We start from the raw sequence: 22,114 nt of genomic DNA, 5'->3' as shown, positions 1-22,114 counted from the left end.
CCTTATTCGAGTGAGTCTTGCAGTCGTTGTTGCAGTGTGTTGCCTATTTGCAGGCTTTGCAACAGCTGCAACAGATTTTCCTGATGGGTGTAGTTGAATTCAATAGGGCGGGTAATGCCCGGACTGTTGCCTTCGATATGCACCTTTAATTCCGCCTCACCAGTGGGCTGCATATCAAAGGTGCTGTAAAGACTGCTGTAATGCAGATCTGTCAGGACATTAAAGGCGAAATCCAACTGGGGCTGAGTTTGCCTCAGGTGAGTGATGGTCGGGTTGTCGGTAATGGCTATCTGGCCTCCCGGGGCGCGGGCGGCCAGGCGGCCTCCTGAGACGCTGACCTTGCCATGATCAATTTTCGCGGGCAACACGCCATCAAAAATCCCGGTGAGGGTAACGCCTTCCAGCGGTTGCAAGGCCAATAATTTGGGCAGACTCAACCCCTGCAACACCAAATAGGCGCTGGATACCGAGTGTTTGCTGAGGATGAATTCAGGCAGCAGAAATTCGCCATCAAGTACCTTGCCCCGGCCCTGAATATTCAGTTCGCCCCCACCGCTGACTTCGGCATTGATATGACCGGCAAGATGGATGTCGGTGATGGGCAGACCGGGATTGAAGTTGCCCAGTGTAAGCAACAGGTCATCGCAGCGGACATCGGCAAATTGAGCGCCGGCGCGACAATGGCCGCTGAATTTACCCTGCTCAAAGATGATTTGCTGCCATTTGGCGGAAGGGAGGTTGAATTCAGGATGCAAGTCAATTTGCCAGTTAGCGACAGGCGAAAGTTTGTGCCTGCCGGGCAACGTTACATCCAGTTGCGTGCTTGCCTGCAGCTGTACCGACCCCTTTAGAGTGAGTTCCTGCGGATAATATTGGCGCCAAAGCTTAGGTGGCACGGCTGATGCCAGTGTTTGCTGCAGTGTTGGCAGTAAGGCGAAAGTTTGCCATTGTCCCTGCAACTGCCAGCGGGCATCTTTCGAGCCGGTGAGGCGGTGCTGACTGGTGGCAGAAATGTCGCCCCATTGCCAGCGCTCATCACTGGTTAACCAGGTTTGATTTGCCGATGAATTTACTGTCTTTACTGCAGAGTCAGCCGTAAGAGACCAGTTGAGTGTCTGCTTCAGACTGACCGGTGGTAAGGTCCAGTGCCGACGATTCAATTCAGCGCTGGCATCATTCAGCTCCATGGACAGTTTGATTGGCGCTGCCGTTTGCACAGTGAAAGGGAGCCGGGATTCCCGGGATTTTGAGTCCGCAATCTGTGTGTCATCGGCCGTTGCGGCGCCGCGGTGTGAATCAATACCGCTGTGGGAATCAACGCGTGCTGAGTCATTTAACCGGGAGTCATTGAGCCGTGGGTCAATGATCAGCGAGTCAATCGACAGCGCGGTATTGAAGGCGGCGTCGAGATAACCCTGAGGCTGATCCAGCCTGAGACTGGGCAGCTTTAGATTGAGGCTGGTTTGTTGCACACGAATCAGCCCTTTGTCCCATTCAATCTCAGTGCCCAGCTTCAACTGTGGTTCTTGAGTGTAAAACTCCGCGCCATGTTTCAGCCATGCAGGTGACCAGTCAAGCTCGCCGTTAATCTTGGCCTGCAGTGTTTCTGCCAAGGGTAACTCATTGCCCTTCGTTGCCGCTTGAGCTGAGTCCTGTTTATTCACCGGAAAATCAGCGGCGATCCGGCCGCTGGCCGTTATTGTGCCCTGGCCCAGTTGCCAGTGCGCGGCAACCGGGACATAGGACTGCAGCCGGGAACCATCAAGCGCCTGATGTTTAAGTGTAAGCTGATAGGCGGCAGTCAGCGCACAGCTCGCCCGGCAGCTGAGGGCAGGCTGTGTCAATATCAGTGACTGAGGGCCAAGGGTGATAGTCAGCGCTCCTGTGGTTCCGGCACTGAGCTCTCGCTCGGTCGCAGTCACTTGTCCTGGCTCAAATGTTTGCTTGAGCGCGGATGCTGCCCTGTCTTGAGCATCAGGATGTGGCATTTGCACTGATTGCTGCGTTTGTTGCTGCTCTGTTTGGGATTTGGCGTCCGGATCATGTGATGCTGCCGGGGTTGAGTGAATCGCCAGAGTCAGCGTGGAGTGCCAGCTGATAGTCAGTGGTGATTGCAGCGACAGCTCAGGTATTGCCAGCACAGAGCGCAGCGATTGTGGCTGCTTGTTCCTTACCGGCTCTGCGGCGTTGTCGGTTGCTAAACCTGGCCCAGTCACTGATCCCGCAACTGTCTCAGTCGTTGTCCCAGTGCCTGACTCTGTATCTGTGTCCGTCGCCATCGCCGACTCTGCAGCTGCCGCCGGCGAAGCTGTGACTGAGTGTGTCGGTATCAGCCTATCGGCCAACAGCGCGGGCAGATTGTCGATATTCAGCGTCAGTATTGCAGGTTGCAGCTTGAGTAAGCGGCTGTGCTGTTCACGTTGAGTAAAGCCAAATGCCAGCAGATCGGTGCTTATTTTGAAGCCCTGGGATTGTGAGTGCACCGCGCTGACGTCAGCCGGGATGAGTGTGAAGGGGCTTGCCAAAATGTCTGAAAGTTCCCCGGCTACAGTGACCTTGGAAAGCTCGCCCCGGGCATTGAGACCCTCATCGGGACTGAGTTGCATCTTCACTTGCGCCTGACCGGTCAACGTAACGCGAGCGAGCGCCTTGATAGCGCGCATGCTCGGGTCGTTGGGGATTGGTGATGGCGCCCCGGATGCGGTCACCGTCTTGGTCTGAGCATCCTGGGCGTTGCGCCATGAGTTGTCCTGGGCATTGTCAAGGTCAGCGGCGAGGGCGGGCAGCGGCGACAGTTCAAGCCCGATATCCAGCGTCAGCTGGCTGCGGGTCCATTGACCACTCAGCGTGGCCAGCGCTGGCTGGTTGTGAGGCGCAGTTTTTGAGACCGCCCCGGCCTGAACCAAGCGGGCGCTGAATCTGATGCCCTGAGACTCAGGGTGATTTGCCTTGGCAGATGACAGAGCTGCCAACGCCGCTTTATCGATATCCAGCAATACTCCGGCAAGGTTCAAACGCGCACGGGCAATATCAAGGTGCGGCAGCAGTGTGACCCAATCTCCCGGTATGGGAAAGGCCTGACTGTGATCCGTGCTGGGCTGTTGCGGCGCTGATGGTATGAATGGCAGCTGGGGGAGGGTCAGCAACAGTTCCTGAGCCTGGACGTGGATAGCAGCGATGTTGGTGCGATTTATCCGGTAGAAAGGAACACCCAAATTGATGTCGACCTGCTCAAGGGTGAGTGTATTTTGCTGATGGCTCAGCAGCAGCCGATGAATGGTGACAGAGCGCAGATCGGTGATGCTGTAGTCCAGCGACTTAAGCTGCAGTTGATAGGGTGCCAGGAAGTGGTTGGCCAGAGTGTTGACCAACCATTGCCGGCAAAGCACCAGCAGAAGCAGACTGAGCAGCAGTGTGGTGCCCAGTCCCCAAAGCCAGCGTTTGCCATTCATATTCTGTTGCCTGTTACAGCCAGCGTATGGTGGTGGTCAGGGTGTGCGACTGGCCCGGCTCCAGTACCAGCTTATCTTCAAGCACATTCGCCGCTTCCAGACACACCATGGTCAGATAGTCTTCATCATTAAAGCGGCTGAGCCATTTGGATTTATCAATCCAGGGATTCCACAGCACTGCTGAGTGACTGTGCTCACGGCCAACTTCAATGGTGCCATCGGGCGTATGCAACAACTGTACTGGCGACAGTTCGGTATAGACCCGGTCGGTTTCCCGGTCGAACAGCACCTCATCGCCCTCCTGAACATAAGGGCCCCGGGCAAATTCAATGTATTTGGCACCGCTAAAACCACTGGCTTTGAGCTGATGAATATCGGCAATGGGGAAGTAAGTGTGCAGCGCCTGAGTCAGAGTGACGGTTTCATGGCCGCAGTTTTCATTGACCAGGCTGACTTTCAGGGTATCACTCAACTCAAACTCAATGGCGACCCGGGTGAGATGAGGCCAGAATTGGCGATCGGCATCCTTGATATGCAGCACAAATTTCAGTTTGGCAACATCGCCGTGGAGTTGTACAGACTCCATTGACCAGAGGCGGGTACGGGCAAAACCGTGTTGCGGAAAGCCGTCTTTATCGCTCATCCCAAACCAGGGCCAGCACACAGGAATACCGCCACGGATACCATTGCCGGGCTGATAGTCATCGGCGCTGGATACCCACAGCAGTGGTTTTTTCCCAACGGGTTCAAAGTAATCGATTTGGGCACCCTGCATGAAGATGCGGGCTTTGCACAGGGCGGTACTGATTTCAACATATTCCAGCCCGTTTGGATGGGTTTTGGTGGCAACAGAGCCCATGATATTTCCTTAGGTTTTCGCACTATTCGTGTATCAGCATACCCGCTAAGGCTGTTACACATAAGCCAGCCGTCGCTGAAAATGCATCACTTGATTAAATTTCAATAGCCTGCATGTTTTACGAACACCAACAAACGGTTATTGGCAGGCATGGGAATATCTTCCTGCAGCTGTAATGTGGCGGCGCGTGCCCAGTGACAGATATCATCAATCTCCCGTAATCCGGAGCGGGGATTGCGTTCCTGCAGCCACAGGTCAAATTCCCGGTTGGATTCTGAGGTATACAGTCCCTGATACATAAAAGGGCCGTAAACAAAGAGTTGTCCATCGATGGGCAAATGCATGGCGGCACATTCAAAAAAGTTGCTGATGGCGCTGGCGGGCATGATGTGCAGGGTATTGGCGCTGAATACCGCATCAAACTGACCCAGATGAGTCGGCTGGGTGACATCCAGCGTGATGACTGCCGGCAGGTTGGCACGGCCAGCCTGAGCCTGACGCAATTGCAGATGAGGTATGTTGCCCGGCAAATCCGACATCTGCCACTCCAGATGGGGTAAACGTGTGGCGAAGAAACTGCCGTGCTGACCTGTGCCGCTGCCTATTTCCAGCAGCCGCAGCGCGGTTTTTAACCTTGGCCTGAGTTCATCCAGAATGGGGTGCCTGTTATTTTCACAGGCCTGAGAAAACGGCAGGGTTGAGGCCAAGGTCGGTTCTCCTTTTTATTGGCAGCCTTGTTCGCTGGCGATGACAGCTTCAATGCTGTGGGCATGTATCTTGACACACAGTCCACCGAGCTTGAAAGCGATGGTTGGATTGGGCAAACGTTCATGCTCACCCCGGGGAGAGCTTAATTTGACCTTGATCTCTGTGTCACCGGACAACACGGCGGCGATGTGCGGAACCTGTTCACTCAGGGCGCTGGCCAGTTGTTCGCAGTCAGTGGCGGCGACCGGCAGTACCAGCTCAACATGTTCCCAGCCTTGCTGTGGGTAGAGTTTGTCGCCGGGGTACGGCAACTCGACACAGTAGACACTCTGCTCGCCAAGCTGCAAAGGTTCATCCAGTTTGATGATGAGGATCGGCCGGCCATTGATGATGTTGTTGGAGATTACCCGGCCCCGGCGGGTAAATTCATCGGCCAGTCTGGCCGCGGTATCACTATCGTTGACCCGCAGCGCGGCGTGATCGCAGCTTAACTGCAGATGGCTGAGGCCCAGTCGGGCAATGAATGCCTCAATTTCGCGGGCAAAATCACTCCAGCTTGCGTCAAGTGTATGGATGCTTAATAGGGGTTGTGTGCTCATTGGTTTCTCAACATGGACTTTAAGGCCAGATTTCAATGGGAGTGCCGGGGCGGATAAGCTGCCAGAGTTGATCCATCTCTTTGTTGGTGACGGCGATACAGCCGTTGGTCCAGTTGTAGGCTTGCTGCTCTTCAGGGGAAAGCGCTGAGTTGGGATTTTCCCCGTGGATCATGATCTGACCACCTGGGCTGACGCCCAGCGCTTCTGCCCGTAAACGGTCAGCCGCATTGGGATAGGAGATATGGATGGAGCGGTAATAGGCACTGTCCTGCTTTTTGTAGTCCAGTATATATCGGCCCTGTGGGGTTCGCTGATCGCCTTCCTGCAGCTTGTGTCCGCTCGGTGAATCGCCCATGGCAATATGAAACCGTTTTACTTCCTGGCCGTCCTGATACAGGGTCATGGTGCGCTGCGCTTTTTCAACGACAACCAGATCCACGGCTTGCAGAGGCAGACTGACGAGCAGGGGAAGTAACGCAAGCAGGCAACGCATCGACGCTCCGGAATGAAAGGCAAATTTACCGCTGCATCTTACACTATTTCGCTGTGGATACAGCAGGATTTGGGCTTGAGATTTCACCCCGCCGGTGTAACAGTATCGGCAGCTTTTTTGAGAAAGATCCCATCTTACAGGTAATTCCATGACCAAAGAGTCTGAAGACAGTGTACTGAGACTGAAGCTCAGAACCATCATTTTCGGGACCGACACCCCGGCGGGACGCTGGTTCGATATCGTCCTGATCATTTGTATTATTCTCAGTGTGGCTTTGGTGTTGCTGCAGACCGTCTCCCATGTGCAACAGCAATATGGTCAGCAGATCATGTTGCTGGAGTGGATGTTTACCATCCTGTTTACCATCGAATACATACTCAGACTCTATTGCTCGGCATCGCGCTGGCAATATGTGCGCAGCTTTTATGGGGTGGTTGATCTGTTGTCGATACTGCCCAGTTTCCTGGAATTGTTGTTTCCCGGCGCGCATATGGCGCTGGTTATCCGGGTGTTGCGGCTGTTCAGGGTATTCAGGGTGCTCAAGCTCATCCGTTACCTGAGTGAGGGCAACATGCTGCTGCGGGCAATGATGCTGTCGAGCCGTAAAATTTTCGTATTTTTCTTTTCTATCAGTCTGCTGGTGATGGTGCTCAGTGCCATCATGTATGTCGTTGAGGGACCTCATAATGGTTTTACCTCCATTCCCCAGTCCATGTACTGGACCATTGTGACCATTACCACAGTCGGCTATGGTGATATCACGCCTCATACGGCTCTGGGGCAGGCCATCGCCGCCTTCACCATGCTGGTGGGTTACTCCATCATTGCCATTCCCAGCGGTATTGTGACTGCTGAGATCCATCAGCAAATTGTGCAACGGCGTGATTTACGCCGTTGTCCCAACTGTTTGAAAACCGGACATGATCCTCAGGCTCTTTACTGTAATCGCTGTGGCAGCGAGTTACCTGAAGATATTTAAAACGACAGGATAAAAGGGAGTTTCATGGGGGAAGCCAAGTTCGTTGACGGCAGCATTATGCGTCATATCTGGGTCATGAGTTCCACCGCAGCAGTGGGGATTTCTGCGCTGTTTGTGGTGGACCTGCTGGATATGTTTTTCCTCAGCCTGCTGGGGGAAGAGGAGCTGGCTGCTGCTGTGGGGTATGCGGGCACCATTTCGTTTTTCACCACTTCCATCGGCATCGGGCTTTCTATTGCGCTGGGCGCTGTGGTATCCAGAGCGATAGGGCAGAAAAACGTGGCGGCGGCCCGTCGGCTGCTGATGAATGCGGCGCTGGTTACCCTGATCACCTCAATACTGGTTTCGGCACTGGTGACCTGGCAAATTCCCCAATTGCTGGATTTGGTGGGGGCCAGTGGCAGGACCAAGATACTGGCTTCGGAATATCTCTATATTCTGGTGCCATCATTGCCCTTTATCTGTTTGGCAATGGCGTTGGGGGCGGCGTTAAGAGCGGTGGGCGACGCCAGATTGTCCATGATGTCGACACTTGCCGGTGGGGCGGTGAATGCGGCGTTGGATCCTGTGTTTATCTTTCTGTTTGCCATGGGCATTGAAGGTGCGGCAGTCGCCTCTGTGCTGGCCAGGATCACTGTGCTGCTGGTTGCTGCGCGGGGCGTGGTAGTGAAGCATCGTCTGCTTGGGCAATTCAGCTTGGCAGATTTCAGAATGGATCTTCCGGTGATTCTGGCTATCGCAATTCCGGCCATGCTCACCAATATCGCGACGCCCATCGGCAATGGGTTTGTTACCCGCGCGGTTGCTGAGTATGGCGATGCCTACGTCGCCGGTTGGGCAGTGGTGGGGCGGGTGATCCCGGTCGCCTTTGGGATGATATTCGCGCTTTCCGGCGCCATTGGGCCGATTGTCGGCCAGAACTTCGGCGCCGGGGCATTTGAGCGGGTCAGGGAAACACTTATCAGGGCGATTCAGTTCTGTACTTTGTATGTGCTGGCCGTTTGCCTGATCCTGCTGTTGTGCCGTGAGCCGCTCATTGATGCATTTGATTTAAGTGGACAAAGCGCTGATATCGCAAGCTTCTTCCTGACCTATATCGCAGTGTTCTTCATTTTTAACGGCATTTTGTTTGTCGCCAATGCCTCTTTCAACAACCTCGGTCAGGCCAAGTATTCCACCTTGTTTAATGTCGGTAAGGCGACTCTGGGCACTGTGCCATTTGTCTATCTGGGCGGGCAGTGGGGCGGAGTGCATGGCGTATTACTGGGACAGGCGTTTGGGGCAGTGGTGTTTGGGCTGGCCGGGGTATGGGTGGCATTCAGACTGGTCAGCCGGGTGCAGCGTTTGCATCGACCTGAGCCGGATGGCTTTGACGATCTGACCCCGGCCAGTTCCAGTGCGTTGTCGTCATCCTGTGTGCAGATGCAACTGGGTGAGCAGGACGAGCGCAAGCCTACAGGCTAAAGGCGATAAAAAGGACCCGAATGGGTCCTTGATATTATTCAGCCTGCTCCTGACTGCCGGATGTGGCCTGCTCTTGTGCAGGAGCGTCATCCTGAGTTGCCGCCAGCGCTTCCAGTTTGGCCCGCTCAGCCTTGGAAATGTACTTGGGCTTGGCTTTACTGCTTGGATTTGGCTTCTCTTTTTTGTTTTCTCTGGCCTTGGCACGTTTGGCCATCTGTTTGATCAACTTTTGCTTCTTGTTCATGGCATACTCCGGGACCGGCTTGTCGGGGCGGTCATCTGCATTGGGCGCGCATTCTACCCCATGCCGGGGCATCTGGCTAATATTGCTGTTTGGCATGGGCTTTGACATGGTCTCGTCATATAATCCGCGCAAACTCATTAAACCAGCAGACTGTACTGAGATTAACTCTGTGGACAAGATAACATTTTTTAGCCGTTTTGAAGCCGACATACTGGCTGGAAAAAAGACCATTACCCTCAGAGATGAGAGTGAATCCGGGGTGATTGCCGGGCAAAAGTTGCCCGTTTACACCCTGGAAGATGACCGCTGGTTTTGTGATATCCGCATTATTGCTGTGCAGGAGATTGAATTTGACGATCTGGGGCCCAAAGAGGCGCAGCAGGAAAATATGTCGCTGGAGCAACTCAAGGCAGTGATCCAGCAGATCTATCCCGGGATAACCCACCTGTACAAAATCAGCTTTGAGCTTTGTTGAGATCCGGGCATCCAGGTCGCTTGCGTTGGGCCATCGGCTGAATGTAAAGGCGGTTAGGCCCGCCGGATATGTCCGTCATTCATGGCTTGATACGACGGTCGAAGAGCTCCTGCGATTGTGGACATGAGCAAAATAAAACAGTGCTCTCAGAGCACTGTCTGTAACCGGCAATTATTCGGCGTATCGCGGTAGTGTATGAGTTAAACTCCACTGACGCAGCAATACGCCTGTCTGGACTCAGCGGGTAATCACCCACAACGCATGTATGATGCCTGGCACGAAAAACAGCAGGCACAGAATGATGTTGATCACCAAATCCTGACCGACTCCTTTTTGCAGAAATACAGCGACAGGTGGCAGCAAAATGGCCAGGATAATCAGCAGTAGTTTGTTCATGTTCTTCTCCATGTTTAAATTTTGTTAACACGATTATCACATGCATGAAGTGCTTGCAAGTGAGTTGATTGCAGTTAAAACAGGCAGTGGAACGACAGAGCGCAGTTGATCATGTTTGGTGGCGCTGGCGTGGCAGGCTCTCGGCGCTGAATGCGCTGTTTTGCAGTTAGTTAGAGGTGTTATTTTGCCACTCAAGGTCTTTGCCCAACCTTTGAGTTGGGCAAAGACTGGCGGCGATATGGCCGACATGAATTCAGCGAATCCGCGGACTGCCGGTTTTGTCAGCCACTTGAATCGACTCCCGTACAGATGATGGATGCCGGAACTTGAGGCATGGTATTCAGTTGTGACTGAAACGCTTTATATCTTCGGCACTGGCGCCTTCGTTGCACTCGCCCTTTAATTCTCCGCGATCTGCTTCAACAATACGAAACAGCTCCAGGTAGCCTTCACGGCAATAGCCCGTCATCTCAAGGGTTCTGGCCAGTCCAAGTTCAAACTGCTGTTCAAATTCCTCCCTGGCATCTTCCGTCTGTCGGGCAATTTTAATTGCCTCCTGCCGGTTTTGTGGTCTGGCGGTTGAGAGTGCCGGAGGCAGTGCCAGTGTTGCCCGGTAAGTAAAAAGCTTCAGGCTGTTGTCTTTGATATCTGTGGTGAGCTGATCACGGATTTTGCCTGCGTATTTTTCCGGGGAGGGGGAGGTACTGCAGCCAACCAGCAGGGTTCCGGTTAACAACAGCGTCAGAATCTGGTGGGTCGACATTTGTGGGGGCCCAATATTATGCTTTTGTCTATCATAACCTTATTCGTCGGTTTGGGGGAGTTGTGACGCTTTGGGATCTGGTCGGCGGCAAGTTGACTCATATTGACTGGCAATTTACGCCTGGCGATTTGTTTGCCCTGGTGTTACTGCTCATCTGGTTTTGGCTTATCTGGCCCAAACGGGATGTCGGTCAATTGCTTGCTGATAAAGACAGGCAGCGTCGCCTGCTGTGGTCCTTGATGGCGCTCAATCTGTTGTGGATGCTCAATGCCAGCATTTATCAACAGTTGCATGTGCATTTTCTCGGGTTGGTGGTATTGATGCAGATGTTTGGATGGCGCCTTGCCAGTATCGCCGTGATTATGCCGGTGAGTCTGTTCGCCTTGCTGGTTCAGGGACAGGCTGGCTGGATCGCGCCCTACGCATTGTTTGGCGCAGTTTTACCTTTGTTTATCAGTTTCACCGTATACAGCCGCGGGTTTCATCTGTTACCCAGAAACCTGTTTGTTTATCTGTTCTGCGCCGGCTTTTTTAATGCCGGACTGGTACTGATAAGCCATATGTTGCTTTGGGGCTCCTGGTTGTGGCTGACGACAGATTATTCCTGGGCAGAGTTGGTGGATCGTTACTTCAACCTTATTCCACTGCTGGCATTTCCCGAGGCGCTGTTGAATGGGATGGCGCTGACGTTATTGGTCGTCTATCGACCAGAATGGTTATATGACTTCAGGGACAATCAATACTGGCCGGGAGGCAGTAATAAAAAGTAATTACTTTCAATATATTACCAGTCTGTTTTTGCCGTAGACCGGGCTGTTGCAATGGCGCTGTACTTGACAGCAGATACCAAAGACATAGGCTTACTATCATGAGAAAGCGCTTTTATTCTGACAGATTGCAGGGCAATCTGATTCATGGGAGTAATTTCTCAAATAAAGATGCTGATATTCATTCAGCAACCATAATAAAAAAGTAGCAGCCGCTGATTGGACCTTTGGTCCGGGTGACCTCTTTAAATGCGCTCAGGCATGGACAGGTTTTTGGTGGGGAAATGACACTTTTTTATTTGGATAGCCAATGTTTTCACGCCCAACCGGGCGAAACCGTGCTGGACACTCTGCTCAGGTATGAATATCCGGCCAATTATTCCTGCAAGAAGGGCCGCTGTCGCTCTTGTCTGCTGCAGCATGTTCAGGGCGACCTGACGATGATCTCTCAGCGGGGACTGGAGCCGGAACAAAAGCGTGCCGGATTGGTGTTTGCCTGTCAGTGCATTCCAGCGCCCAATATGGTGTTAACAACACCTGAGCCTCAGGCTCTGTATCTCGACACCCCGATAGCCGATAAGCGGATACTGACTGACAATATCGTGTCCGTTACCCTGAGGGTTCCGGAAGACCGAAAATATCAGGCTGGTCAATGTATTAACCTGAGACGTCCCGATGGCGTCAGCCGTACTTATGCGATTGCCAGAGTGGCTGAACCGGGTATGGTCGAAGTGCACGTCAGGCGCAAGGTGAATGGGGATTTCAGTCAGTGGCTGTATCACAGCGCCCGACGGGATGATTTGCTGCAGTTGCAGGGGCCCTGGGGCTATTGTCATTATTTTCCCGGATTGCCCGACGATACTCTGGTGCTTATCGGCAGTGGCACCGGTCTTGGCGCTGTGGCCGGTATTGCCGAAGAAGCACTGAGCCGCGGGCACAGAGGCGATATTTTTCTGTATCACAGTGGCAAGAATTCAGCGGATCTGTATCAGCACAAAGAGATGCTCAAAAAGATGCTGCTGCACCGCAACTTCTATTATCAGGCCTGTATCAGTGCCGAGTCTGAAAAGCATCAGGTTGACGGCAAACGGGTGCGCCTAGCGGACCCGCTGGAACTTGCGGCAGGCCGACATAGCTATGACCGCAGTCACAGGGTGTTTTTGTGCGGTGAACCCAAGATGGTGCTGAAAGGCCAGGAGCGGGCGTTTCTTGGTGGGGTCCCCATCGAACGTATCCATGTTTTGTCTTTTGATTACCGCGAGTTAAGAAAGCACCCCAGAACCTGGATGTGAACTGCCTCTGGCGGTCGGTGGATTTCGTATTACAATACGCGCGTTTTATTCACTGATTTGTATGGGGAAGTTTCCTTGAATAAAAGTCTGGTTACCAATCTACTGGCGGCGGCACTGGTCGTTGCCGGTTACCTTTTACCTTCCAATATCCTGCTGACAGTGGGGTTATTTGCACTTTCCGGTGCGGTGACCAACTGGCTGGCGGTGCACATGTTGTTTGAAAAAGTGCCCGGCCTTTATGGGTCTGGTGTCATTCCGGCAAGGTTCGAACAGTTCAAAGCGGCTATCGCAACCCTGATGATGGAGCAATTTTTCACCCGCGAGAATATTGACCGTTTTCTCAGTCAGTCTGAGGGCAGTCCGGCACATCTGGATTTGGCGCCTGTGATCCAGAAAATTGATCTGGAGCCTTCGTTTGACGCTCTGGTTGAAACCGTTGGTCAGTCATCTTTTGGTGGTATGTTGGCCATGTTTGGAGGTGTCGAGGCATTGCAGCCGCTGAAACAGCCTTTTATCGACAAAATGAAATCCTCGCTGACGGAAATGGCCTCCAGTGAGCAGTTTTATGAACTGCTTAAAGGTGAGCTGGAGCAGCCCGACATTATGGCGGAGATGCAGAAAAACATCGAAGAGATCGTCCGGCAACGGCTTGATGAGCTCACGCCGCAGATGGTCAAGATCATGGTGCAGCAGATGATCCGTGAACATCTTGGCTGGTTGGTGGTCTGGGGTGGGGTGTTTGGTGGCGTGATTGGATTTGCCGCCGCCGTGATGCAGCGCTAAGCTGAGACTTCCAGTCCTCAAATTGGGTCTTGCCGATGGAACGTCACAACTGCATCAATTACATCGAGATGCCGGTACGGGATCTTGATACCACCAAAGCCTTCTTTACCCGGGTATTTGGCTGGCAGTTTGTGGACTATGGTCCACACTACAGCTGTTTTACCAATGCCGGGATAGACGGCGGGTTTTATCAGGATGCGCTGACATTCAATGTCAACAAAGGCAGCCCGCTGATCGTACTGTTCAGCCAACAATTGGAGCAGACTCAGGCGGCAGTTGAGAATGCCGGCGGAGAGATCACCAAAGGGATTTTCAGTTTCCCCGGCGGCAGACGTTTTCATTTTGCAGACCCAAACGGCAATGAATATGCCGTTTGGGGACACGCAGTGACCTCAGGCTGACGGTAATTCTGCCAGCTGCCTGTCGTGTGTTCGACTGAGCGTGATTAACGCAATGATGGCGCCCAGCAGCGCAAAGCCCATATCACTTTGAGTGTCCCACTCATAACCCTGAGTGCCGAGGAAAGCCTCGGCACCCTCTCCGGATGCCAGCGCAACCCACCATTCAATCAATTCGTAAAATGCGCTGAAGGCCAGACAAAAACACACAATGAAGAAATTGCGCCAGCTGCCGGATTTAAACACATGGCGGCGAATAGTAATTTCCCGGGCAATCATTACGGGAATAAATCCCTGAGCAAAATGTCCCAGTTTGTCATAGTTGTTGCGGTTGCCATCGGTGGCATCGCGGAGCCAGTCAAACAGCGGCACTTCGGCGTAGGTGTAATGCCCGCCCACCATCAGAATAATGCAGTGGATCAGGATCAGGCTGTAAAGCAAAGGTGTAAAGGGGAACCGATGCCGGGTCGTGGCCAGCAGTACAAAGCCGATGATGGCCGGCAGGACTTCCAGAAACCAGGTAAAGCGGTCCAAAGGCGCAATGGCGGACCAGATAAAAACAACAGCAAAAATGAGACTATAGCCCATCAACAAGCGGTTTGATGTCATAAGTTGTTGGTGGTGAAAGGGGAAAAACTCATTATGAGATAAAAAGCGAGCCGGCTCCAGCCGGATCGCTGTGCATTGTGCTCCAGTGATGATGTTCGCACCGGGAGGGGACTGGTTGTATGGGCAGTGCAGGTTGGAAGGTTACCTGCAGTTTCCCACAGCGTTTTTTTTTCAGTAACTATCTGCGTGAACCGAGCGTACTGCTCGACCTGATGGGTCAATCACGCCCTGCAAACTGACATCCCACGCCAGTGCTTCGGGTGTCGAGCAGGCGACTGATTTGCCACCCGGTACAGTTTGCGCAGCAGAGGGCAGGGGAAACAGCTCTTCAAATATGCTGCGATAGCAATAGGCCTCTTTGGTTTCCGGGGTGTTGTAAGGGAAACGGAAGTGGGCATTGGCCAGATCTTTGTCACTGACCTGGGCGGCGGCCTGCTCTTTTAGACCATCAATCCAGGAGTAGCCAACCCCGTCACTGAACTGCTCTTTCTGACGCCAGGCAACTTCAGCCGGCAATTTGTCTTCAAAGGCTTCACGCAGGATCTGTTTTTCAATACGCCCATCGACGGACATTTTGGCCTGAGGGTTGATGCGCATGGCCACGTCCATAAACTCTTTGTCGAGGAAAGGAACCCGGGCTTCCACCCCCCAGGCTGCCATGGCTTTGTTGGCCCGCAGACAGTCAAACAGATGCAGCTTATCGAGTTTGCGTACTAGCTCTTCATGGAACGCCTGAGCATTGGGCGCTTTGTGGAAGTACAGATAGCCACCAAACAGTTCGTCTGCACCTTCTCCGGACAGTACCATTTTGATACCCATGGCTTTGATTTTCCTCGCCATCAAATACATTGGCGTGGCGGCACGGATGGTGGTGACATCATAAGTTTCCAGGTGATAAATCACTTCACGCAGCGCATCAAGGCCTTCCTGAAAGGTAAAATGGATCTCATGGTGTATGGTGCCAATATCATCAGCCACCTTTTTCGCTGCAGCCAGATCCGGCGCGCCTTTGAGGCCTACAGCAAAGGAGTGCAATTGCGGCCACCAGGCATCGGAAGCCCCGTCATCTTCGATGCGGCGCTTGGCAAAGGTCTGGGTAATGGCGGAAATAATAGAGGAGTCCAGCCCGCCGGATAGCAGCACGCCATAGGGAACATCGGACATCAGCTGACGTCTGACTGCACCTTCAAGCGCCTGACGTAACTCCTGACGGTCGGCACTGTTGTCTTTAACCGCATCAAAGCTCATCCAGTCGCGAGTGTAGTAGCGCACCGGATCAGTATCTTTGCCATAACGATACTGGCCGGGTTTGAACTCGGCGACAGTTTTGCACACCGGCATCAGCGCTTTCATTTCAGACGCCACATAGAAGTTGCCTTCGGCATCAAAGCCGGTATACAGCGGGATAATCCCCATATGGTCACGACCAATCAGCCAGGTATCCTGCTTCTTGTCATACAGTACAAAGGCGAAGATACCGTTGAGCATATCCAGAAAGTCAGTACCGTATTCCTGATATAACGCCAGTATCACTTCACAGTCGGAATTGGTGCGATAGCTGTACTTATCACCCAATTGGGCCTTGAGCTCCTTGTGGTTATAGATTTCGCCATTGACTGCCAACACCAGTGACTCATCTGCGCTGAGCAGGGGTTGCGCACCGTGATCGACATCGACAATCGCCAGACGCTCATGCGCCAGGATGGCTTTATCATCGGCATAGATCCCTGACCAATCCGGGCCGCGGTGACGCATCAGTCTGGACATTTCCAGCGCCAGCGTGCGTAAAGTGGCAGGATCGGATTGGATATCGAGAATGGCGAAAATAGAACACATAAAAAATACTCCAACAAAACCAATGCAGTGAATTGGTTTTACTGTGCCATGATTTTTTTAAAATGCCAAATTTGAAAATGAATAATCATTGGTATTTTTGTGGTTTTTGGTGTGTTAACGCCACTATATTTGGGGTGATTATTGTTGATTGTGTTTTTGTTTGTTGAATGTTGTATTGATTTGATAATTTGTGCTGTCGCCGGGGCGTTTGAATTAGCAGATCACTATCGTGATTTGAAGAATTGCCATGTTGAGCAGTGATGATGCAACTGCTGAATGATGAGTGCTCTTCGGGCCACGCTGCTAAAGGATGGAAACAATCCGCTGAAGAGGAACAGGGCGCCGATGAGAGTCCTGCTGCTGATATCTGCTGCATGTCATCTATTGTGCTTTCTCCCTGGTATCCCGGTGGAGCTAACGGATAGTGTTCAATCAGGTGCGGACATCATGCCGGCAGGTTATCCGGTCAGTGTCCCGGCACCAGAGTGAAAGCCTTCTGCGGGTGTGGATACTGGATAATCAGGGCTGACATTTTGGTCGAGTCAGTGATTGAGTGTTGCCGATGAGCCAGAGCCATCTATCCGGCAGATAGCTCCGGTCACCTGAGCACCAGTTTGCCAGGAATTACACCACATCAATGTCCCCGGCACAGGGGAAGATATGGTTGGGGCGGAACGGCTCTTTGTCGATGTCGTCCAGTTGGCTGACACCGCTGGTCACCAGAATGGTTTCCAGTCCGGCCTGGAAACCCGCCAGAATATCGGTACGCATATTGTCGCCTATGATGACGGTGTTTTCCGAATGCGCATTGATACTGTTGAGGGCGGAGCGGATGATCCAGGAGGAGGGCTTACCGACATAGAAAGGTTTTTTGCCAGTGATTCGCTCGATGGGCGCGCACAGGGCACCGCAGGCTGGGCTGAATGCCGGACCATGAGTGTCCGGATTGGTAGCAATAAACTGGGCGCCCTGAGCGACGAATCTGGCTGCCTTATGGATCATATCCCAGTTGTAGGAGCGGGTTTCGCCCACGATCACAAAGTCAGGATTGATATCGGTAATGGTAAATCCTGCATTGTATAGTTCGTGTACCAGGGCGCCTTCACCAATCACATATGCTTTATTGCCCTCCTGGTGCGTCAAAAAATCGGCCGTCGCCATGGCGGAGGTGTAGAACACGGATTCAGGGACATTGATACCGGCCGCGCCGAGGCGATTTTGCAGATCTTTGCCTGTTTGGACCGGGTAGTTGGTGAGGATGACCAGAGGATTTCCCTGTTCCTGTATGCGGTGGATAAATTTGTCAGCACCGGGTATCAGTTTGTTGTTGTGTAATAAAACGCCATCGATATCGCAGATAATATTCTTCATTCGTATTCTCTCAATTAATGTCTGTCTCAATCTATAGTGTGTTGGGCAAAGGCTTCAATGAAATATTTGTTAACAGCATGGCTTGTTGGTATGACCAAGTCAGTGACTTAGGGGAGGCTGTTTTGCGTATTGCCGAATGCGCATCTGATATATCAGCAGCATATCTTTGAAATGTTAGATGGCTGAACTGTGAGCGCTGTCGATTATCTGGTCTTTTTTTTAACCAAATCAGCTGGTAACCTGTTGGTACAGTTAACGGGTGATAGTTATTTGCTCAACCATGAGCAGCAGGATACAGGGATGCGACGTTTAAAGTTTGATGAAGATCTCAGGGATATGGAGATGGCCAGGCAGATTGCCGAAGTTCGAAAAATTAAAGCAGAAACCATAGACAATATCGCGACTTTGCTGATCCTGGTGGCTGTATATGGCACAGCGATTACCTGGCTTGGCAGCTGGATGCTGGCGTAACGGTGACTCAGAGTGATATTGATGAAAGACAAGGATCTGTTGACGCCCGAACCCGTTGACACCAAAGATACAGACAAGCATGGCGTTGAGCGTCAGAAGTCGCTGATTATCAGAACGAAAGAAGTTGAAATTGCGCAACTGAAACTGGAAACGCTGAATATCTATGTCTCCATTCTGGTCAAGTTGCTGTTACTGCTGCTGATGGTTGTTATTTATCTGGAGTGGGACACCATCCACGAGCTTTGGATAACATTTCAGGAATGAAAAAACCGCCTTGAAAGGCGGTTTTTTTTACGCTGGTACCAATCAGTCCGGCGCGTAACCGCTGGGGCCGATCAACTCACCGTCAAGCCATGCTTCGGTGTTTTTCATCGTCAGGCGTCCCTGACTGAACCATTTCACCACCAGGGGATAAATGGCGTGCTCCTGCTCCTGCACCCGCTGCGCCAGTAGCTCAGGGGTATCATCTTCATAGACAGGTACTTTGGCCTGCAAAATGACCGGACCTGCATCCAGCGCCGGGATCACAAAGTGGACACTGGCACCATGTTCGCTGTCGCCTGCTTCGATTGCCCTGGCATGGGTATTGAGCCCGGGGTATTTGGGCAGCAGTGACGGATGAATGTTAATCATGCGTCCCTGATACTTTTCAACCAGTTGATGACTGAGAATGCGCATAAAGCCAGCCAGCACGATAAGGTCGGGCTGGTATCTGGCAATAACCGCATCCAGACGGGCATCATACTCACCGCGGCTTTCACCCTGGTGGGGAATCACACAGCTGGTATCGATTTCATTTTGGTGGGCACGAATAAGGCCGTAGGCATCGGGGTTATTACTGATCACCCCGACAATATCGGCCTGAAGGTTGTCACAGCAGCCATCGATGATGGCCTGCAGGTTACTGCCATTGCCGGAAATGAGTACCAGAATGCGACAGCTTGATTCCATTAGCGGATCTCCACTTGCTCTTCATTGCTTTGGCGGGTTGCAATCTCGCCGATAAGCCAGGCCTGTTCGCCTTCAGCATTGAGCAGGGACAGAGCGGCATCCACCTTGTCTTTGGGTAGAGCAACGACCATACCGACACCACAGTTAAAGGTGCGATACATTTCGTATTCTGCAATGTTTCCCTGCTCCATCAGCCAGTTGAATACCACAGGCCACTGCCAGGAGTGACCATCGATCACCGCTTTGCAATTGTCCGGCAACACCCGGGGGATATTTTCCCAGAAGCCGCCACCTGTGATGTGGGCCATGGCATGAACGTCTGATTGTTCAATCAGCTTCAGCAATGATTTGACATATATCTTGGTTGGTTCCAGCAGGTGTTCAATCAGGGGTTTACCTGACAGATCCTGCTGCGGGTCAGCCTGACTCACTTCCAGCACTTTGCGGATGAGTGAGTAGCCATTGGAGTGAGGGCCACTGGAAGCCAGTGCAATCAGTGCATCGCCCGGAGCCACTTTGCTGCCGTCAATGATGTCGGCTTTCTCTACCACACCCACACAGAAACCGGCCAGATCGTAATCTTCACCTTCATACATGCCAGGCATTTCAGCGGTTTCACCGCCGATCAGCGCGCAGCCTGACTGGAAACAGCCTTCACCGATACCGGTTACCACAGAGGTGGCGGTATCCACATCCAGCTTGCCGGTGGCGTAGTAGTCGAGGAAGAACAGAGGCTCAGCGCCCTGCACGATCAAATCATTGACGCACATGGCCACCAGATCGATTCCGACGGTGTCATGCTTTTTGTAGTCAATCGCCAGACGCAGTTTGGTGCCCACGCCATCGGTACCTGATACCAGCACAGGATGCTTGTATTTGGTTGGCAGTTCACACAGTGCGCCAAAACCACCCAGATTACCCATAACTTCGGGGCGACGGGTACGTTTTACAGCAGATTTGATGTTATTGACCAGTTGGTTACCTGCGTCGATATCGACACCGGCATCTTTGTAGCTCAGTGGGGTAGGCGTGCTCACAGAGGTCCTCTCGGGTACATCGTTATTGGATTTTTGTGCGGCCATATTCTATCAGCTTGGGGCCGGGGTCGAAAGCTGACATTTTCCGTTCTGGCGGACAGTGTCTGCGTAAAAACCAACTTTTGTGGGTTGATCTTGCCACCAGAGCGGTGTGAGTGATTAAACCGCAGTTTTGGCCACAACAGTTGTCGGTCCCCGTGTGCAGGGGGCTGGCGGCGAATTGTCAGCAGTCAACTGGTACTGCCGGGGGCGCGGTGAAATGCCCGGATTGCCTGATATTTAAACGCTTGTCGCGATGGGGTTCACGATTTGGCGCGCTGAAGAAACTTTATGTTTGATAGCAAAAACAAATGCTCTAAACTCGAAAAAATTTGCATATGGTTACGCAGGAAAAACAGGAGACACCCATGAAAGTCGTTGAGGTAAAACATCCTTTGGTTCGCCACAAAATTGGTCTGATGCGCGAAGGGGATATCAGTACCAAACGTTTTCGCGAATTGGCTGCAGAAGTTGGCAGTTTGCTGACCTATGAGGCAACTGCTGATTTTGAGACTGAAACCGTCACTATCGAAGGTTGGAATGGCCCGGTAGAGATTGAGCAGATCAAGGGCAAGAAAGTTACGGTAGTCCCTATCCTGCGCGCCGGCCTGGGGATGATGGATGGTGTGCTTGAGCATATCCCTTCTGCCCGTATCTCAGTGGTGGGTATCTATCGTGATGAAGAAACTCTGGAGCCGGTACCTTACTTTGAAAAGCTGACCAGCAACGTGGATGAGCGTATTGCGTTGATCGTCGATCCTATGCTGGCCACCGGCGGCTCCATGATCGCCACTATCGATCTGCTGAAAAAGCGTGGCTGTACCTCGATTAAGGCCCTGGTGCTGGTTGCTGCGCCTGAAGGGATTGCCGCGCTGGAAGCTGCCCATCCGGATGTTGAGCTGTACACAGCTTCTATCGACAAGTGCCTGAACGAAAAAGGTTACATCCTGCCTGGTCTGGGTGATGCCGGTGACAAGATTTTCGGTACCAAATAACCATTGCTGATTGCGATGTATCAGGGAGCCTTAGGGCTCCTTTTTTTGTGTCTGGATATTATACCAATCCGCATAGAAGATTGATCTCATCAGAGCCATGTCAGCCTTTCGAGTACAAGCGAAATTGGTGAGAGCATAGTGGTTTTATGACTTAACAATTTTGTGCAGTAATCGTGTGGCTGACTTACCTCCCGAAGGGCGAGGTTTAAAGGTGCGCATACTGCCCAGAGCATACTGTTGGACGCCAAGAGAGATTTATCCCGATAGACCTTCGATTGCTCTGATTGTCTTCACACCTTTAAATTCTCGCTGAGTGACTAAACTCTTATGCGGATTGGTATTACGCTTGGCGAATCCTCAAGCTCAGCCTATGCTGGCAGCGGTAGATGGACGACACACAAGCCCATACAGGGTTCGGTCAGCCAGTAGATGTGATAGCAATTTCATTCAGGGAAGGAGACATATGTATATCCCGGGTAAACTCAGGATGCCGCCGGAGCGGGTCGGTGCTTTTATCAAACAGTATGGTTTTGCAACCTTGATTACCCCCTCGCTGGAGGCTGCCCATTTGCCGTTGACGTTGCACGTTGATGAGCGTGGTCGGCGATGGCTGCAAGGCCATATGGCGAAAGCCAATCATCTGTGGCGAGAAATTGAAGGGCAGAGAGTATTGGCCATTTTCTCCGGTCCTCATGCTTATATTTCACCACACTGGTACGCCAGCGCGCCGGCGGTGCCCACCTGGAATTATGCTGCGGTGCACTGCTATGGCCGGCTTGAGTTGCTGGATGACTGCCAATTACCCCAGTCGATGGATGCGCTGATTGCTGAATATGAGCCCCAGTTGCTGACGGATAAGCAGATGATGCCAGCACAATACCGGCAGAAACTGGCTGCGGCTGTGGTGGGATTTCAGATTGAGATTGACGATATTCAGGCCAAGGAAAAATTGGGGCAGCACAGATCCTGTGACGATCAGCGGGGCGTCACGGCTGCGCTTACCGGCAGTAACGGGCTGGAAGCCAAATTGTTGCTGGAGTATATGCTAAAACATCAACTCGGTGTGGGTTGATATTACGGAATTGGCAGTCGTCCAAGCCGGGTGCTGCAGGGCACGGCAATGTAGAGCTGAT

At 52.3% G+C, this 22,114-nt stretch carries 24 protein-coding genes; 11 read left to right on the top strand and 13 right to left on the bottom strand.

The features are described 5' to 3' along the window. Positions 1–2: 2 nt before the first annotated feature. From ACRRUX_RS18190 to ACRRUX_RS18170, 5 genes are all read right to left on the bottom strand, one after another. Entirely contained in the window at positions 3–3,452 is a 3,450-nt protein-coding gene (locus tag ACRRUX_RS18190; RefSeq protein WP_432533007.1) for a YdbH domain-containing protein, read from the bottom strand. A 13-nt stretch (positions 3,453–3,465) separates the two neighbouring features. Next, complete coding sequence (locus ACRRUX_RS18185; protein WP_432533004.1) at positions 3,466–4,311, bottom strand: D-hexose-6-phosphate mutarotase; 846 nt, start codon at positions 4,309–4,311, stop codon at positions 3,466–3,468. 101 nt (positions 4,312–4,412) lie between these two features. Next, on the bottom strand, positions 4,413–5,018 hold the full coding sequence (locus ACRRUX_RS18180) for a DUF938 domain-containing protein (RefSeq protein ID WP_432533001.1): 606 nt from the start codon (positions 5,016–5,018) through the stop codon (positions 4,413–4,415). A 15-nt stretch (positions 5,019–5,033) separates the two neighbouring features. Continuing rightward, positions 5,034–5,618, bottom strand: coding sequence for a VOC family protein (locus ACRRUX_RS18175; RefSeq protein WP_432532998.1), 585 nt, complete (start codon positions 5,616–5,618; stop codon positions 5,034–5,036). Positions 5,619–5,637: 19 nt separating this feature from the next. Further along, positions 5,638–6,111: a L,D-transpeptidase family protein gene (locus tag ACRRUX_RS18170; RefSeq protein ID WP_432532995.1), complete on the bottom strand. Its 474-nt coding sequence runs from the start codon at positions 6,109–6,111 to the stop codon at positions 5,638–5,640. A 148-nt stretch (positions 6,112–6,259) separates the two neighbouring features. On the opposite strand from ACRRUX_RS18170, the gene ACRRUX_RS18165 reads away from it, so the two are divergent. Beyond that, a complete protein-coding gene (locus ACRRUX_RS18165) occupies positions 6,260–7,090 on the top strand; it encodes an ion transporter (RefSeq protein ID WP_432532992.1) in 831 nt (276 codons plus the stop codon). 24 nt (positions 7,091–7,114) lie between these two features. Continuing rightward, complete coding sequence (locus ACRRUX_RS18160) at positions 7,115–8,554, top strand: MATE family efflux transporter (protein WP_432532989.1); 1,440 nt, start codon at positions 7,115–7,117, stop codon at positions 8,552–8,554. 34 nt (positions 8,555–8,588) lie between these two features. On the opposite strand, the gene ACRRUX_RS18155 is transcribed toward ACRRUX_RS18160, so the two are convergent. After that, positions 8,589–8,798: a DUF2986 domain-containing protein gene (locus ACRRUX_RS18155; RefSeq protein ID WP_432532986.1), complete on the bottom strand. Its 210-nt coding sequence runs from the start codon at positions 8,796–8,798 to the stop codon at positions 8,589–8,591. Between the two features lie 160 nt (positions 8,799–8,958). Between ACRRUX_RS18155 and yqfB the strand changes: the two genes are divergently transcribed. After that, complete coding sequence (gene yqfB, locus ACRRUX_RS18150; protein WP_432533136.1) at positions 8,959–9,273, top strand: N(4)-acetylcytidine aminohydrolase; 315 nt, start codon at positions 8,959–8,961, stop codon at positions 9,271–9,273. A gap of 237 nt (positions 9,274–9,510) precedes the next feature. On the opposite strand, the gene ACRRUX_RS18145 is transcribed toward yqfB, so the two are convergent. After that, positions 9,511–9,669, bottom strand: coding sequence for a YqaE/Pmp3 family membrane protein (locus tag ACRRUX_RS18145; protein WP_432532983.1), 159 nt, complete (start codon positions 9,667–9,669; stop codon positions 9,511–9,513). A 340-nt stretch (positions 9,670–10,009) separates the two neighbouring features. After that, on the bottom strand, positions 10,010–10,432 hold the full coding sequence (locus ACRRUX_RS18140) for a hypothetical protein (protein ID WP_432532980.1): 423 nt from the start codon (positions 10,430–10,432) through the stop codon (positions 10,010–10,012). A gap of 62 nt (positions 10,433–10,494) precedes the next feature. On the opposite strand from ACRRUX_RS18140, the gene ACRRUX_RS18135 reads away from it, so the two are divergent. From ACRRUX_RS18135 to ACRRUX_RS18120, 4 genes are all read left to right on the top strand, one after another. After that, the gene (locus tag ACRRUX_RS18135) at positions 10,495–11,202 is read left to right on the top strand and encodes an energy-coupling factor ABC transporter permease (protein ID WP_432532977.1); all 708 of its coding nucleotides are present in this window, start codon (positions 10,495–10,497) and stop codon (positions 11,200–11,202) included. A gap of 281 nt (positions 11,203–11,483) precedes the next feature. Further along, a complete protein-coding gene (locus ACRRUX_RS18130; protein ID WP_432532974.1) occupies positions 11,484–12,491 on the top strand; it encodes a 2Fe-2S iron-sulfur cluster-binding protein in 1,008 nt (335 codons plus the stop codon). Between the two features lie 75 nt (positions 12,492–12,566). Then, entirely contained in the window at positions 12,567–13,274 is a 708-nt protein-coding gene (locus ACRRUX_RS18125) for a DUF445 domain-containing protein (RefSeq protein ID WP_432532971.1), read from the top strand. Between the two features lie 35 nt (positions 13,275–13,309). Beyond that, positions 13,310–13,675, top strand: a complete 366-nt coding sequence (locus ACRRUX_RS18120) for a VOC family protein (protein ID WP_432532968.1) — start codon at positions 13,310–13,312, stop codon at positions 13,673–13,675. Here ACRRUX_RS18120 and ACRRUX_RS18115 read toward each other — a convergent pair. From ACRRUX_RS18115 to ACRRUX_RS18105, 3 genes are all read right to left on the bottom strand, one after another. Next, positions 13,667–14,281 (bottom strand): DUF2238 domain-containing protein, encoded by a 615-nt coding sequence (locus ACRRUX_RS18115; RefSeq protein WP_432532965.1) that lies wholly within the window; start codon positions 14,279–14,281, stop codon positions 13,667–13,669. The two genes, ACRRUX_RS18120 and ACRRUX_RS18115, sit on opposite strands and share 9 nt — an antisense overlap. A gap of 171 nt (positions 14,282–14,452) precedes the next feature. Next, entirely contained in the window at positions 14,453–16,117 is a 1,665-nt protein-coding gene (asnB, locus tag ACRRUX_RS18110; RefSeq protein ID WP_432532962.1) for an asparagine synthase B, read from the bottom strand. Positions 16,118–16,741: 624 nt separating this feature from the next. After that, the gene (locus tag ACRRUX_RS18105; RefSeq protein WP_432532959.1) at positions 16,742–17,488 is read right to left on the bottom strand and encodes an HAD-IIA family hydrolase; all 747 of its coding nucleotides are present in this window, start codon (positions 17,486–17,488) and stop codon (positions 16,742–16,744) included. Between the two features lie 300 nt (positions 17,489–17,788). On the opposite strand from ACRRUX_RS18105, the gene ACRRUX_RS18100 reads away from it, so the two are divergent. Further along, entirely contained in the window at positions 17,789–17,959 is a 171-nt protein-coding gene (locus tag ACRRUX_RS18100) for a hypothetical protein (RefSeq protein ID WP_432532956.1), read from the top strand. Between the two features lie 21 nt (positions 17,960–17,980). Beyond that, positions 17,981–18,223 (top strand): hypothetical protein, encoded by a 243-nt coding sequence (locus tag ACRRUX_RS18095; protein ID WP_432532953.1) that lies wholly within the window; start codon positions 17,981–17,983, stop codon positions 18,221–18,223. A 42-nt stretch (positions 18,224–18,265) separates the two neighbouring features. Here the strand turns inward: ACRRUX_RS18095 and purN are convergent, their stop codons facing one another. Both purN and purM read right to left on the bottom strand, forming a co-directional pair. Continuing rightward, entirely contained in the window at positions 18,266–18,910 is a 645-nt protein-coding gene (gene purN, locus ACRRUX_RS18090) for a phosphoribosylglycinamide formyltransferase (RefSeq protein ID WP_432532950.1), read from the bottom strand. Continuing rightward, the gene (gene purM, locus ACRRUX_RS18085) at positions 18,910–19,947 is read right to left on the bottom strand and encodes a phosphoribosylformylglycinamidine cyclo-ligase (RefSeq protein ID WP_432532947.1); all 1,038 of its coding nucleotides are present in this window, start codon (positions 19,945–19,947) and stop codon (positions 18,910–18,912) included. The genes purN and purM overlap by 1 nt, the downstream gene beginning before the upstream one ends. Positions 19,948–20,354: 407 nt before the next feature. Between purM and upp the strand changes: the two genes are divergently transcribed. Both upp and ACRRUX_RS18075 read left to right on the top strand, forming a co-directional pair. After that, positions 20,355–20,981, top strand: a complete 627-nt coding sequence (upp, locus tag ACRRUX_RS18080) for a uracil phosphoribosyltransferase (RefSeq protein ID WP_432532944.1) — start codon at positions 20,355–20,357, stop codon at positions 20,979–20,981. A gap of 463 nt (positions 20,982–21,444) precedes the next feature. Further along, positions 21,445–22,053: an FMN-binding negative transcriptional regulator gene (locus tag ACRRUX_RS18075; RefSeq protein ID WP_432532941.1), complete on the top strand. Its 609-nt coding sequence runs from the start codon at positions 21,445–21,447 to the stop codon at positions 22,051–22,053. Positions 22,054–22,114 lie beyond the last annotated feature (61 nt).

Source organism: Shewanella sp. GXUN23E (assembly GCF_050865035.1).
Classification (GTDB): domain Bacteria; phylum Pseudomonadota; class Gammaproteobacteria; order Enterobacterales; family Shewanellaceae; genus Shewanella.
The sequence above is the reverse complement of the archived record's forward strand: the minus strand, read 5'-3'. Positions and strand labels throughout refer to the sequence as shown.

Bases quoted from the DNA above. Each gene is read 5' to 3' on its own strand.
- ACRRUX_RS18130 (WP_432532974.1), top strand. From the start codon at position 11,484: ATGACACTTTTTTATTTGGATAGCCAATGTTTTCACGCCCAACCGGGC.
- ACRRUX_RS18170 (WP_432532995.1), bottom strand. From the start codon at position 6,111: ATGCGTTGCCTGCTTGCGTTACTTCCCCTGCTCGTCAGTCTGCCTCTG.
- purN (WP_432532950.1), bottom strand. From the start codon at position 18,910: ATGGAATCAAGCTGTCGCATTCTGGTACTCATTTCCGGCAATGGCAGT.
- ACRRUX_RS18100 (WP_432532956.1), top strand. From the start codon at position 17,789: ATGCGACGTTTAAAGTTTGATGAAGATCTCAGGGATATGGAGATGGCC.
- ACRRUX_RS18190 (WP_432533007.1), bottom strand. From the start codon at position 3,452: ATGAATGGCAAACGCTGGCTTTGGGGACTGGGCACCACACTGCTGCTC.
- upp (WP_432532944.1), top strand. From the start codon at position 20,355: ATGAAAGTCGTTGAGGTAAAACATCCTTTGGTTCGCCACAAAATTGGT.
- ACRRUX_RS18140 (WP_432532980.1), bottom strand. From the start codon at position 10,432: ATGTCGACCCACCAGATTCTGACGCTGTTGTTAACCGGAACCCTGCTG.
- asnB (WP_432532962.1), bottom strand. From the start codon at position 16,117: ATGTGTTCTATTTTCGCCATTCTCGATATCCAATCCGATCCTGCCACT.
- ACRRUX_RS18165 (WP_432532992.1), top strand. From the start codon at position 6,260: ATGACCAAAGAGTCTGAAGACAGTGTACTGAGACTGAAGCTCAGAACC.
- ACRRUX_RS18160 (WP_432532989.1), top strand. From the start codon at position 7,115: ATGGGGGAAGCCAAGTTCGTTGACGGCAGCATTATGCGTCATATCTGG.
- ACRRUX_RS18105 (WP_432532959.1), bottom strand. From the start codon at position 17,488: ATGAAGAATATTATCTGCGATATCGATGGCGTTTTATTACACAACAAC.
- ACRRUX_RS18120 (WP_432532968.1), top strand. From the start codon at position 13,310: ATGGAACGTCACAACTGCATCAATTACATCGAGATGCCGGTACGGGAT.
- ACRRUX_RS18185 (WP_432533004.1), bottom strand. From the start codon at position 4,311: ATGGGCTCTGTTGCCACCAAAACCCATCCAAACGGGCTGGAATATGTT.
- ACRRUX_RS18115 (WP_432532965.1), bottom strand. From the start codon at position 14,281: ATGACATCAAACCGCTTGTTGATGGGCTATAGTCTCATTTTTGCTGTT.
- ACRRUX_RS18145 (WP_432532983.1), bottom strand. From the start codon at position 9,669: ATGAACAAACTACTGCTGATTATCCTGGCCATTTTGCTGCCACCTGTC.
- ACRRUX_RS18175 (WP_432532998.1), bottom strand. From the start codon at position 5,618: ATGAGCACACAACCCCTATTAAGCATCCATACACTTGACGCAAGCTGG.
- ACRRUX_RS18155 (WP_432532986.1), bottom strand. From the start codon at position 8,798: ATGAACAAGAAGCAAAAGTTGATCAAACAGATGGCCAAACGTGCCAAG.
- ACRRUX_RS18075 (WP_432532941.1), top strand. From the start codon at position 21,445: ATGTATATCCCGGGTAAACTCAGGATGCCGCCGGAGCGGGTCGGTGCT.
- ACRRUX_RS18095 (WP_432532953.1), top strand. From the start codon at position 17,981: ATGAAAGACAAGGATCTGTTGACGCCCGAACCCGTTGACACCAAAGAT.